The sequence below is a fragment of the Acidisphaera rubrifaciens HS-AP3 genome (genome assembly GCF_000964365.1).
GTDB lineage: Bacteria > Pseudomonadota > Alphaproteobacteria > Acetobacterales > Acetobacteraceae > Acidisphaera > Acidisphaera rubrifaciens.
This window is the reverse complement of sequence record NZ_BANB01000302.1, coordinates 1-13148: the sequence shown is the minus strand read 5'-3', so window position 1 is coordinate 13148 and position 13148 is coordinate 1. Positions and strand designations below refer to the sequence as shown.

Annotated in this window: 12 protein-coding genes; 3 read left to right on the top strand and 9 right to left on the bottom strand. The window is 70.4% G+C overall.

All coding sequences use genetic code 11. The features are described 5' to 3' along the window. The 5 genes from B8460_RS09975 to B8460_RS09955 form a co-directional block, all read right to left on the bottom strand. Positions 1–312 (bottom strand): FHA domain-containing protein (locus B8460_RS09975; RefSeq protein ID WP_048861447.1); only part of this gene is annotated, 312 nt, incomplete at its 3' end. 380 nt (positions 313–692) lie between these two features. Beyond that, a complete protein-coding gene (locus tag B8460_RS09970) occupies positions 693–1382 on the bottom strand; it encodes an SCO family protein (RefSeq protein ID WP_052945205.1) in 690 nt (229 codons plus the stop codon). A gap of 2 nt (positions 1383–1384) precedes the next feature. Further along, positions 1385–1831, bottom strand: coding sequence for a copper chaperone PCu(A)C (locus tag B8460_RS09965; protein WP_158322797.1), 447 nt, complete (start codon positions 1829–1831; stop codon positions 1385–1387). Then, complete coding sequence (locus tag B8460_RS09960) at positions 1812–2825, bottom strand: cytochrome c oxidase assembly protein (RefSeq protein ID WP_048861445.1); 1014 nt, start codon at positions 2823–2825, stop codon at positions 1812–1814. The genes B8460_RS09965 and B8460_RS09960 overlap by 20 nt, the downstream gene beginning before the upstream one ends. A 105-nt stretch (positions 2826–2930) precedes the next feature. Beyond that, on the bottom strand, positions 2931–4319 hold the full coding sequence (locus B8460_RS09955) for an FAD-binding oxidoreductase (protein ID WP_048861444.1): 1389 nt from the start codon (positions 4317–4319) through the stop codon (positions 2931–2933). Between the two features lie 87 nt (positions 4320–4406). Here B8460_RS09955 and B8460_RS09950 point away from each other — a divergent pair, with 87 nt between their 5' ends. Beyond that, positions 4407–5186, top strand: a complete 780-nt coding sequence (locus tag B8460_RS09950; protein WP_048861443.1) for an HpcH/HpaI aldolase family protein — start codon at positions 4407–4409, stop codon at positions 5184–5186. 18 nt (positions 5187–5204) lie between these two features. Further along, positions 5205–7094, top strand: coding sequence for a DUF3857 domain-containing protein (locus tag B8460_RS09945; protein WP_048861442.1), 1890 nt, complete (start codon positions 5205–5207; stop codon positions 7092–7094). A gap of 9 nt (positions 7095–7103) precedes the next feature. On the opposite strand, the gene B8460_RS09940 is transcribed toward B8460_RS09945, so the two are convergent. From B8460_RS09940 to B8460_RS09930, 3 genes are read right to left on the bottom strand one after another with little or no spacing between them, the layout of a single operon-like run. Further along, complete coding sequence (locus tag B8460_RS09940; RefSeq protein WP_048861441.1) at positions 7104–7949, bottom strand: fumarylacetoacetate hydrolase family protein; 846 nt, start codon at positions 7947–7949, stop codon at positions 7104–7106. An 18-nt stretch (positions 7950–7967) separates the two neighbouring features. After that, positions 7968–8717 carry an SDR family oxidoreductase gene (locus B8460_RS09935; RefSeq protein ID WP_048861440.1) on the bottom strand — a complete coding sequence of 250 codons (750 nt, stop codon included), beginning with the start codon at positions 8715–8717 and terminating at the stop codon, positions 7968–7970. Between the two features lie 33 nt (positions 8718–8750). Then, positions 8751–10541: an IlvD/Edd family dehydratase gene (locus tag B8460_RS09930; protein WP_048861439.1), complete on the bottom strand. Its 1791-nt coding sequence runs from the start codon at positions 10539–10541 to the stop codon at positions 8751–8753. Between the two features lie 301 nt (positions 10542–10842). Between B8460_RS09930 and B8460_RS09925 the strand changes: the two genes are divergently transcribed. Further along, positions 10843–11631, top strand: a complete 789-nt coding sequence (locus B8460_RS09925) for an N-acyl homoserine lactonase family protein (RefSeq protein ID WP_158322795.1) — start codon at positions 10843–10845, stop codon at positions 11629–11631. On the opposite strand, the gene B8460_RS09920 is transcribed toward B8460_RS09925, so the two are convergent. Next, the coding region (locus tag B8460_RS09920; RefSeq protein WP_048861437.1) for an acyl-CoA dehydrogenase family protein at positions 11628–13148 on the bottom strand (1521 nt) is incomplete at its 5' end. The genes B8460_RS09925 and B8460_RS09920 overlap by 4 nt on opposite strands.

The window sequence follows — 13148 nt, the reverse complement described above, 5'->3', positions numbered from 1 at the left end:
CCGGTCACCGGGGCGGAGCACGCGCGTCTGGCCCGCCCCGAGCGCGCTCGTCTCGCCGTTAACGTAGGTGCCGTTGGTGCTGGTGTCGGTGACGCGGAACTGGCCGTCCGCGTGGTCGATGACCGCGTGCCGCCCCGAGACGAACCGGTCCAGGTCCGGGAGCACCATGCCGTTGTCGGGGGTGCGGCCGATTGTCAGCCCCTCGGGCCCCGCATCGCGGGCGACGGTGGTGCCGCGCCGCTCGTCGCGGGCGACCAGCCGGAGAACCGGGCGGAGCGCTCCGCCGCCGGCCGCGGCCTGTGTGTCACTCATCGCGGTGTGGGCCGGGCCGCGTCACGATACCGCGCGAAGGGGGATGCGGCGGACGGGCCAAGATCGCCAAGCATCACGTCGACGTTTCCTGGCCCGTGCCCACGGTTTTGTCATTATTGCGACTATTATTAGACTGCTGACAAATCATAGCGCAAGAATGCCGCCTGCTGCGAGGACATCGCGCTCACAGTCCCGGCCGTGCCGGCACGACATCATGCCGCTCCGGACGCAACCACGCGAACATGTCTGGATTTACAACCTGCGCGGCGGCGGACGGCAAGCCTTTGGCGTTCGCATACCCGACCGTGCGACTAGCTCGGCCGCGCTGCGTGTTGCCGGCGTCACACTCGCCAGGGTGGGGCCGTGGTAGCGGGACCCGCTCAGACCATGCCGAGGACGGCATCCCACATGCGCTGCATCAGGCCCTTCGGCGCGTCGCCCACGATGAGGCGGCGCATGTCCTCCGTGACACCGTCGAGGTCGGGGGTCTGCGACGCGAGGCCGGGGATCAGCAGCCGGGCGCGGCCCGTGCGGTCGAATACGTAGACCGCCGAGCTGTGGGTGACCGCCTCGGGCGTGTCTTCGGTCGCCGGGGTGATCGAATAGGCGATGCGATAGCGCCGCGCGAGGGCGGCGAGTGCGTCCGGCGTGCCGCGCAGGCCGACGAAATCCACCCCGAAGGCGGAGGCATAGTCGCGCACGACAGGCAGCGTGTCCCGCGCCGGATCGACGGTCACGAACAGCACCCGCACCTGGCTCGCGAGCGGCCCCAGATTGTCCAGCACATGCGCGATGCGGCTCATCGTCAGCGGACAGGCGTCCGGGCACGAGACGTAGCCGAAATACAGCATCACCACCCGGCCCCGGAAATCGGCGGCCGTGACCGCGCGGCCGTCGCTGGCACGCGTCATCGACAATTCGAGCGCGGGACTGCTGCCGGTGACGTCGATGCCGTGCCACCCGGCGGCGGCGGTCGCGGCATCGGCCGGCGAGCCGACGAGCGGCACCGCGACCGCGAGGACGGCGGCACCGGCCGTGCCGAGAAGCGCCCGTCGGCCCGGCATGCCCATGTTCATTGTCCCTTTGCCCCGCGCACCATGAAATTCCCGCTGACCGTGCCGCCGTCCGCGAAGGTCAGCGTGACCGGCACCTTGGCGCCCGGCCGCACCGCCGCCGTCGGCTGCATGCACATCAGATGGTAGTCCCCCGGGGTAAAGCGCAGTGTCCCATGCGCGGGCACGGTCGCGGTCGCCACCATCTCCATCCGTTCCTGGCCGCCGGCCTCCGTGCTCCGGTGCAGCATGAGCGAGCCGCAGGCGGGCGAGCGGGCGCCGTTCAGCACGCGCGGCGTGGCCCCGTCGTTGCGCACCGTGAAGTAGCCGGCGGCAGGGCGGCCCGCGATGATCACCCGCAGCCAGCCATCGGTCACCGTCAGCCCGGGTTCGGCGGCAAGTGCGGCCGTGCCGATCAGCGCCGCCGCACCGGTCGCGAACAGGGCCCTAGCGGCCCGTCCACGCACTTGCCGAAATCGGGGCCGGACCGTCATCGTCATCCTCCATCACAGGTTGCCGCTCCTCGTTCAGCCGCACGTTGTTCAGGGTCAGCATGAACGCGGCCGAACTCATCATCGCGCTCGGGATCCACAGGATGACGCCGCCGATGTGCTGGTCCAGCAGGGCGCCGATCGATGGATACAGCCGCCCGCAGACGTCGTAATACCAGTAAAGCGACGTCGTGCTGAAGGTAATCGTCGCGCCGAGCATGATTTGTGGAAACATCACCAGCGTGGTCACGAGCATCCGCATCGCATAGGAGGTGCGCGCCGGCGGCGACGGACGCGGGTCCAGCACGAGGCTCCAGAACAGCAGCCCGTCGATCACCATGGTCCAGTTCATGACGTCGTACAGGCGCGGATCGATCATCGCCCGCACATGGACCGCCGGGATGAGCCAGAGATAGATCAGCCCGACGAATAGCGTGCCGGCGATCACCGGCTGCTGTACGACCCACATCACCCGTTGCAGCGGCGCCCATTCGATGACGCGCCGCACCGGCGGCGGCATGCCCCGCAGCAGCGACGCGCCCGGCCACGACAGCGCGATCAGGAACGGGCCGAGATGGTGCATCACCAGATGCTGCAGCCTGTTCAGGAAGAACATGTGCTGCGCCATGTATTCGAAGTGCGTCAGCAACACGGTGTAGATCGCCGCGACGCCGCCCACGTAGGCGACATGGCGCCATGGTCCGGGCCGCCGGGCGGCGGGCGTCAGCGCGACGCCGCGCGCATACCAGAACAGCGCGAGCCCCGCCGCGACGAACTGGGTCCAGGAAAACTCCCACGGCGCCCAGTCCGGCAGCCGTGCCGGATGCTCCGCGCATAGCCACCACAGTGCCGCCGCGAACGCCAGCACGAGACCTAATCCGGCCACCGCCGTCCGGCTGTCACCGTCAAAGCCGTCATGCTCCGCGCCGAACCCCGCCGGTGCGGGCGCGTCCGCCATCCGCTGATCCATGCCGCCACTCCGATGGCGTTCGCATGCGCCGCACTGCGCGGCAAGGTCAATCGGCTGGCGGATGAACTTGCCGCCATCTCGCGGCGGCGGGTGGCGGGTGGCGGCTCAGTTCAGGAAGATCTTGCCCGGATTGAGGATGCCCTGCGGGTCGAGCGTGCGTTTGACCGACCGCATGACGTCGAGGACGTCCTCGCCCAGTTCCCGCACCAGGAATTCGCGCTTGCCGAGGCCGACCCCGTGTTCGCCGGTGCAGGAGCCGCCAAGGTCGAGGGCGCGGGCCACGATCCGGCGGTCGAGCGCCCAGGCCCGCTCCAGCCCGTCGGGCTCCGGCGGCACCAGAATGACGGTGTGGAAGTTGCCGTCGCCCACGTGGCCCACGATCGGCGCCGTCAGGCCCGAGGCCAGGATGTCCTCCTTCACGCCCAGGATGGCGTCCGCCAGCCGCGAGACCGGCACGATCGCGTCCGTCACTAGCCCGCCGGCGCCGGGCCTCAGCCCGAGGGCCGCCCAGTAGGCATCATGCCGCGCCTTCCACAGCCGCGCCCGTGTCTCCGTGTCGGTCGCCCAGGCAAAGCCGCGGGCGCCGTAGGCGGCGGCGATCTCCTCGGCGCCCGAGGCCTGTTCCGCCACGCTCGCGGGCGTGCCGTGGAACTCGAAGAACAGCGTCGGCGCCGCGTCCAGCCCCTCCAGCTTCGAATAGGCGATGCAGCCGGCCATCTGGACGTCGTCGAGCAATTCCATCCGCGCGACCGGGATGCCGGCCTGCAGGACCGCGATCACCGTCTCCACCGCGCCCGCGAGCGTGTCGAACTGGCACGTGGCCGAGGAGATCGCCTCCGGTATGCCGTGCAGGCGCAGTTGGATTTCGGTGATGACGCCGAGCGTGCCCTCGGACCCGATGAACAGCCGTGTCAGATCGTAGCCGGCCGAGGATTTGCGCACCCGCCCGCCGGTGCGGATCACCCGCCCGTCCGCCAGCGCGACCGTAAGCCCGAGCACGTTTTCGCGTATCGTGCCGTAGCGCACCGCGTTCGTGCCGGAGGCGCGGGTCGCGCACATGCCGCCGATGGTGCAGTGGGACGTGCCGGGGTCCACCGGGAAGAACAGCCCCGCGTCGCGCAGATGGGCGTTGAGCTGATCGCGGGTCACGCCGGCCTCGACCCGGCAGTCCATGTCGTCGGCGGCGATCTCGCGGATCGCCGTCATGCGTGACAGGTCGAGGCTGATGCCGCCGCGCACCGGCGTCACGTGCCCCTCGAGCGACGTGCCACCGCCGAACGGGACGACCGGCACGCCCGCCGCGTTGCACAGCGCGAGCAGCCGCGCCGCTTCCTCGGTCGTCTCGATGAAGGCGACGGCGTCGGGCGTGCGCGGGGGATAGGTGTCCTGCCCGCGGGCGTGATGCTCGCGCAGGCTCGCATTCTGCGTCATCCGTTCGCCGAGGAAATCCCGTGCGGCGGCGACGACTTTGGCGATGGTCTGGTCTTCTGACATGCACTTCCCCGCTCGCGTCACGCGGTTTGACGCCTCCGTCCCGCGGCGCCTAGCGTGCAGGCGCGACAGCCGGGGGGCCGTGAACCGATGCCGAACACCATCAAGCAGCGCCTGCATGCCGGCAAGGGGTGCGTGAACGGCTGGCTCGCCATCCCCGACGGCTTCGCGGCCGAGACGATGGCCCGGTGCGGCTGGGACAGCTTGACCGTCGATCTGCAGCACGGCGTGCAGGACTATCTGTCAATGGTGCGCTGCTACCAGGCGATGGCGGCGTTTCCGCCCACGCCGCTCGTCCGCGTGCCGTGGAACGAGCCGGGCATCATCGGCAAGGTGCTCGACGGCGGGGCGATGGGCGTGATCTGCCCGATGGTCAACACGCGCGCCCAGGCGGAGGCGCTGGTTGCCGCCGCCAAGTATCCGCCACGTGGCAGCCGCAGCAACGGGCCGATCCGGGCGGCCCTGTACGGCGCGATCAGCGACTATCAGCGCACCGCCAACGACGAGGTCATGGTCATCCCGATGATCGAGACGCGCGAGGCGCTCGACAATCTCGAGGCGATCCTCGATGTGCCGGGCATCGACATGATCTATGTCGGGCCGAGCGACCTTGGCTTCTCGCTCGGCATGGCGCCGATCATGGACCGCGAGGAGCCGGAAATCCTCGCCATCTACGAGCGTCTGCTGCGCGAGACCGGCCGGCGCGGCATCTATGCCGGCATTCACAATGCCACCCCGGCCTATGCCGCGCGCATGCTGGGCATGGGCTTCCGCTTCGTCACGATCGCCAACGACAGCGGCCTTCTGGCGCGCGCGGCGACGGAGACGGTAGGCGCGGTGCGCGCGGCCGCCGGCGCCCTGACCGCCTGACCGGGCCGCCGCGTGCGCATGCGCCCGTGGCCGTACACGTGGCCATGCCGATGGCCGCGCCCGCGCGGGGCTCTCGCCTGCCTCGCGCTGCTCGCCGCCGCATGGCGGGCGCAGGCGGCGGTCACGATCCATGCCCGCGTCGACCGCTACGACATCGACTACGTGGTCAACGGCGATCTGACCTACACCGCGACATCGGTGCGCGACGACACGCTGCTGACCGCGCGCGGTCTCGACCTGCGCGACCGCGCGGCATTCACCTTCCACCCGGCGACCCAGTCGGTGCAGGTGCTGGAAGCCTGGACCGAGGAGCCCGACGGCGAGCGCGTGCCGGTCACCGCGTCGAACATCTTCACGCGCCCGAGCGCCGCCGCGGACGATTCGCCCGGCTTCACCACGACGGAGACGACCACCGTGTTGTTTCCCCGTCTGCGGGAAGGCGCGCACACCCACATAAGCTGGCGCTTCGTGCAGCGCCGACCGGCGGTGACCGGTTTCAACGTGTGGGAGGAACCGCCCTCGGCGGAGGCGGTGACCGCGATGCGCGTGCGCATCACGGCGCCCGAGGGGGTCGCGCTGCATTGGGGCGGGCGCGGCTTCGCGGTCGAGAGCGATGTCACGCATGGCGTGCGGCACGTGACCGCACGCATCGCCGGCATGCCGCCCGGCGAGCCGGAGCGGAACATGGTGGCATGGAGCGACGTCCGGCCGCTGTTCCTCGCCGCCACCGTGCCGGACCTGGCGGCGGTGGGCGCCATCTACTACCGGCAAAGCGAACGGCAGGCGGCGCCCACGCCGGCGCTGTCGGCGCTGGCGACGCGCATCGCGGCCGGCCGCACCGGGCGGGAGGCGGCGCGCGCGGTCTATGACTACGTCGCCCGCCGCATCCGCTATGTCGCGATCTATCTCGATCCCGAATCGAGCTGGATTCCCCATCCGGCGGAGGAGGTGCTGCGGCAGGGCTATGGCGACTGCAAGGATCACGTCGTCCTGATGCAGGCGCTGCTCGCGGCGCTCGGCATCCGCGCGGAGCCGGTGCTGATCGACTGGAGCGACGCCTATCGCCCGCTGCCGATCGCGACGCCGTGGGCGTTCAACCACGTCATCGTGTGGCTGCCCGACTATCACCTGTATGCGAACCCGACCGATCCCTATGCACCGTTCGGGGCGCTTGACCGCCGGCTAGCCGGCAAGCAGGCCGTGCTCGCCACGCCGGACGGCGAGGCCGTGACGACGCCCCCGTCCACGCCGGCCGACGAGACCTATCGCTGGGACGCGCAGGCGACCGTCCTGCCGGACGGCACGATCGACGGACAGGCGCGGATGACGGTCTCGCCGCGTCTTGAGTCCGACCTGCGCGACACCATTGCCGATGCGGCGTCGCTGCCGGCGCTCGCCGACCGGATGCTGGCCGCGACGCCCGAGGGCGGCACCGGCGACATCACCGCGACCGACCCGCGCGACCTCGACATCCCGTTCACCCTGTCGGCGACATGGCATAGCCCGCACGGCCTGCCGTTGAATGGGCGCGTCGCCTATCTCACCGTTCCGGTCGGCGTGGACTTCAAGCGCATCGCAACGCTGCGGGATCTGGTGGACGGCGACCCGCATCATCGCTACCCGGTGATCGCCGGGGCGCGCGACTATGCGTGGCGGATCGCGTTGCGCCTGCCGCCGGGCCGCATGGCGACCGACCTGCCGCCACCGGTCGACGTGGACAACGCCGCCGGCAGCTACCGGGCGAGTTACGCGCTCGACGGCGATACGCTGACCGTCACGCGCCGGCTTGTCATCGACCACGACGTGTATTCGCCGAGCCAGTACGAGGACCTGCGGGCGCTCGTCTATGCGCCGCTCGACGATGCGCGCAGCGTCATCCCGCTGCTGGAGCGGGATGCCGCGCGCTGATCGCCGGCCTCAGGCCGCCCGGACCGCCTGCCGCTGCTCGCCGAGGCCGGCGACGCCGAGCGTCATCGTCTGACCGGGCCGCAGGAAGACCGGTTCGGGCTTCTTGCCCATGCCGACGCCGGGCGGCGTGCCGGTCGCGATGATGTCGCCCGGATGCAGGGTGATGAAATGGCTGACATACGACACGATCTGCCGCACGTTGAAGATCATCGTGCGGGTGCTGCCGTCCTGCATGCGCACGCCGTCGATGTCGCAGTACATCGCGAGGTTCTGCGGATCGGCGACCTCGTCCCTGGTCACCATCCACGGGCCGACCGGGCCGAAGGTGTCGCAGCCCTTGCCCTTGTCCCAGGTGGCGCCGCGTTCGAGCTGGAAGGCGCGCTCGCTCACGTCGTTGACCACGCAATAGCCCGCCACGTGATCCATCGCCGCGGCCTCCGGCACATAGCGCGCCGTCGTGCCGATGATGACGCCGAGCTCCACCTCCCAGTCCGTCTTGACCGATCCGCGCGGAATGAGGACGTCGTCATAAGGGCCGGAATAGGCGCCGAGCGACTTGAGGAAGACGATCGGCTCCTTGGGGATCGGCGATCCGGTCTCGGCCGCGTGGTCGGCGTAGTTGAGGCCGATGCAGATGAAATTGACCGGCCGCGCGACACAGGCGCCGATGCGCACCGCGCCGTCCACCGCCGGCAGGGTCGCCGGATTGATCGCGGCCAGCCGTGCCAGCGATGCCGGCGCGAGGGCCGCGCCGTCGATGTCGGCGACCACGCCCGTCAGGTCGCGGATCGTGCCGTGCGCGTCCAGAAGTCCGGGCCGCTCTTCGCCGTGCGGACCATAGCGCAGCAGTTTCATCGGTCTCTCGCTCCCTGATTACAGCGCCCAGCCACCGTCGATCACCACGGCCTGGCCGGTCATGAATACGCTCTCGTCGGATGCCAGATAGACCGCGAGTGCCGCAATCTCTTCCGGCCTGCCGAGCCGTCCCATCGCCTGCCGTGCGACGAAGGCCGCCCGCGCGGCCTCGACCGAACCCGCCGCCGCCGCGTTGGCCGCGATGCGGTCGCCGAGGCTCGGTGTCTCGATGGTGCCCGGGCAGATGCAGTTGCAGCGCACGCCGCGGGTGACGAAATCCGCCGCCACCGCCTTGGTCAGCCCGACCACCGCCGCCTTCGTCGTCGCGTAGACGAAGCGGTTGGGCGCCGCCTTCACGCTGCCGGCGGCGGAGGCGATGTTGATGATCGACCCGCCGCCGCGTTCCAGCATCGCCGGCAGGAACGCACGGATGGTGCGGAACTGCGAGCGCACGTTGAGGTCGAACGCGAAGTCCCAGTCCTCCTCGGTGGCGTCGAGGACGGTGCCCTGATGCACGAAGCCGGCGCAGTTGAACAGCACGTCGACCGGCCCCGCGTCGATCGCGGCGCGGGCGATGTCCTCGGCATGCAGCGCGTCCAGCTTCGCGGTCCGCATGCCGCGCGCCGCGAGATCGGCAAGCAGCGACTCGTCGCGGTCGGTGGCGATCACCCGTGCGCCTTCGGCCGCGAAGGCCAGTGCCGTCGCCCGTCCGATGCCCTGGCCGGCGGCGGTCAGGAAGGCGGTCTTGCCCGCCAGTCGGTCGCCCATGCGCGCTCTCCAGTGTGTTCTGGCCGTGGGGGTCTAGTGGTTGTGCCGCGCCTCGCCGCGGGTCGTCAGGATGTCGAGGAACAGCGTCGCCGGCTCCAGGCACGCGCCGGTGCCGTGCTGGCCGACGAGGCTGCGCGAGATCTGCTCCCACGGCGTCTGGTTGGGCAGGTCGGGCGGCGTCCAGGCGGCGCGACGCGCGGCCATCTCCGCGTCGCTGACCAGCAGATCGACGCGGCGCGTGTTGAGGTCGATGCGCAGCCGGTCGTTGGTGCGCAGCAGCGCGAGACCGCCGCCCACCGCCGCCTCCGGCGACACGTTGAGGATCGACGGGCTGGCGGAGGTGCCGGACTGCCGGCCGTCGCCCATCGTGGGCAGCGCGTCGATGCCGCGCTTCAGCAGCGCGGCCGGCGGCTGCATGTTCACCACCTCCGCCCCGCCAGGATAGCCGACGGGGCCGCAGTTGCGGATCACCAGCACGCAATGCTCGTCGATGTCGAGCGCGGGATCGTCGATACGGGCGTGATAGTCCTCGGGCCCCTCGAACACGATGGCGCGGCCCTCGAACACGTCGGGATGCGCGGGGTCGGACAGGAAACGGGCGCGGAAGTCGGGCGAGATCACGCTCGTCTTCATCACCGCCGTGTCGAACAGGTTGCCGCCCATCACGACATAGCCGGCGCGCTCGCGCAGCGGCGCATCGATCGCACGGATCACGTCGCGGTCCGGCTCCGGCACGTCGGCGAGATCCTCGGCCAGCGTACGGCCGGTGACGGTGCGCACGCTGCCGTCCAGCAGGCTGGCGCGCAGCAGTTCGCGCATCACCGCAGGCACGCCGCCCGCGCGGTGGAACCGCTCGCCGAGATAGCGCCCCGCCGGCTGGCAATCGACCAGCAGCGGCACGCCCGGCCCGACGCGCTGCCAGTCGTCGAGCGTGTGCTCGACGCCCATATGCCGCGCGATCGCGATCATGTGGATCGGGCAGTTGGAACTGGCGCCGAGGGCGGCGGCCGCCGCCACCACGTTATCGAAGGCCGCGCGCGTCATGATTTCGGACGGACGCAGGTTTTCATGCACCATGCCGACGATGCGCCGGCCCGTCTCGAACGCCATCCAGCCGCGCTCGCGATACGGCGCGGGGATCATCGCGCAGCCGGGCAGCGACATGCCCAGCGCCTCGGCCAGCGAGTTCATCGAACTCGCGGTGCCCATGGTGTTGCAGTGGCCGACCGACGGCGCGCTGCTCGCCACCATTTCCATGAATTCCTGATAGCCGATCTTGCCTTCGGCGTGCAGCTTGCGGCCTTCCCAGATGATGGTGCCGGAGCCGGACAGCCGGCCCTTCCACCACCCGTCCAGCATCGGACCGCCGGACAGCACGATCGCCGGAATGTTCACCGTCGCCGCCGCCATGAGGCAGGCGGGCGTGGTCTTGTCGCAGCCGGTGGTGAGCACGACGCCGTCGAGCGGATAGCCGTGCAGCACCTCCACCAGCCCGAGATAGGCGAGGTTGCGGTCGAGCGCGGCGGTGGGGCGCTTGCCCGTCTCCTGGATCGGGTGGACGGGAAACTCCAGCGGCACGCCGCCCGCGTCGCGGATGCCGTCGCGCACCCGGCTGGCCAGTTCCAGATGGTGACGGTTGCACGGCGAGAGGTCGGAGCCGGTCTGGGCGATGCCGATGATCGGCTTGCCGCCCTGCAGCTCCTCGCGCGTGATGCCGTAATTCATGTAGCGCTCAAGGTAGAGCGCGGTCATTCCGGGGTCATGCGGGTCGTCGAACCAGCGGCGGCTGCGCAGGCGCGGCTTGCTGTTATCGGATCGGTCCATGCGCGTCTGTCCGCCTGGCTTCGGTGGGGACCCTTGTCCGGACAGCGCACCGTGTCGGCGTGGTGCGCGACCGTCCGGGCCGCTCGGGCCGCGAAGACTCGGCCAGTCGGATGCGGCTGTCAATCGACGCGGGGCCACGCGCCCGGCCGCCCGGCGGCGGTTTCCGGGAGACGCGGGCTCGGCTAAGCTTGCGCATGCGGCGGCTGTTTGCACCGCAACAAAGCGCGGCCCCGCCCTGCCGACCGGTGACGGGGTGATCGCAATGCAGGCGCCCGGCAAGCGGCGCCACAAGGGGGATGCCATGAAAGGACTGCGTCTGACGGTGGTGAACGCCGGGCCGCTCAATCCGGACAAGAACAAGCTCGTGGCCTTCGCGCCCGGCAAGGTGGAGGTGCCGACCACGGTCGGCATCATCGAGCATCCGAAGCACGGGCTGATCCTGTGGGACACCGGTATCAACCATGCGGTCGCCGATCCGGATCGGCGGGATGCCTATTGGGGCGCCGGCATCCCCGACGCCTTTGGCACCGCCGGCTTCACCCGCGCCCATGCGATCGACGCGCAGCTCGAACGGCTCGGGCACAAAACGTCGGACGTGCGGTATGTCGTCTATTCGCATCTGCATCTCGATCACGCGGGCGGCATGGGTTATTTCCCGCACGCCGTGCACGTGATGCAGCGCGACGAGATACGCTACGCGCTGTGGCCGGACGCTTGGACGCGCCCGGTTTACTGCCAGAACGACTTCGCGGCGATCCGGTCGCTCGATATCGTCGAGATCGAAGGCGATTTCGACCTGTTCGCCGATGGCTCGATGCGGCTCGTGCGCACGCCCGGCCACACGCCCGCGCATCAGGCGCTGATCCTCGATCTGGCGCAGCGCGGGCCGGTCTGCCTCGGTGCCGATGTCGGCCACCAGCGGGACGGCTACGAGGCGATGGTGCCGATGCCGTGGGATTGGAGCACCGCCGCGATGAGCATGACCCGCAACCGCATGCGCCAGCTGGAGCGGTCCGGCGTGCCCGTCTTCCTGTGCCACGACGCCGGTGATTTCGCGCAGCTGCCGACCGACGGCGCGATCTGGGACTAGGCATCCGTATCGATGCGGGCGCGGTCGACGATCGCGCCCGTGTCGAGGCCGGCCGGCAGCGCGCCATAGGCGTGGCCCCAGTCGCCGTCGAGGCGCGTCGCACAGAACGCTTCGGCGACGGCGTCCGGGGCGTGGCGCAGCAGCAGGCCGGCCTGCAGGGCGAGCGCCATCCGCTCCACGACCTGCCGCGCCACCGGCTCCAGCCCCTGCTTCTCGGCGAGCCGGGCGGCGAGGCGGTCCACGAAGGCATCGTAGCGTCGATCCGCGCCGCGTGCCCGGCGCAGCTCGTCGAGATAGGCCTCCGTCGTCTCCGGCGCCCGCTGCATGGCGCGCAGCGCGTCGAGGCAGATCACGTTGCCGGTGCCTTCCCAGATGCCGTTCAGCGGCGCCTCGCGGTACAGGCGCTCCATCAGATGATCGGCGATGAAGCCGTTGCCGCCGTGACATTCCAGTGCCTCGGCCACGAAGCCGGGCGCGCGCTTGCAGGCCCAGTATTTGGCGACCGGCGTGGCCACGCGCGACAGCGCCGCCTCCGCCGCGTCGCCCCGCTCGCCGGCATCCAGTGCCCCGGCGAGGCGCAGGCCCATCCACGTCATCGCCTCGCTCTCGATCGCCAGATCGGCGATCACGCCGCGCATGATCGGCAGGTCGACCAGCGCCCGCTGGAACGCGCGGCGGCCGGTGGTGTGGGCGATCGCCTGGCTCAGTGCCTGGCGCATCAGCCCCGCGCTGCCCACCGCGAAGTCGAGCCGCGTCAGATGCGCCATCTCGATGATGGTGCGGATGCCGCGCCCCTCGTCGCCCAGCATCACGGCGTGCAGGCCGTAAAACTCGACCTCGGAGCTGGCATTGCTCTTGTTGCCGCACTTGTCCTTCAGCCGTTGCAGCTTCAGCCGGTTGCGGGTGCCGTCGGGCAGCCAGCCGGTGGCGAGGAAGCACGACAGCCCGCCCTCGGTCTGCGCGAGCGTCAGGAACACGTCGCTCATCGGCACCGAGAAGAACCATTTATGCCCGGTCAGCCGGTATTCGGCGCCGGCGCCGCGCCGGGGCGTGGCCGCGACGGCGATGGTCTGGGTGGCCCGCAGGTCGGAGCCGCCCTGTTTTTCGGTCATCGCCATGCCGACCGTCACGCCCGGCTTGTCGGCCGCATGGACGGCGCGCGGGTCATAGGCGCGGGCGTTGATGCGGGGCGCCCAGGCGTCGTGCAGCGCCGGATCGTGGCGCAGCGCGGCGATCGAGGCATAGGTCATGCCCATCGGGCAGCAGACGCCGTTCTCGCCCTGGTTCCACAAATACGACAACGCCGCCCGCGCGACCTGCGCGCCTGACCGGTCATGGGTCCAGGCATAGGCATGCGTCTCGCTCTCCCAGGTCCGGCGCATCAACTCGTGCCAGGCCGGGTGGAAGTCGATCACGTCGATGCGGTTGCCGAACCGGTCATGCGTGCGCAGTTCCGGAAGGTTACGGTTTGCCTGTCGCGCGAGGCGCTGGACCGCCGCGCTGCCGACCTCGGCGCC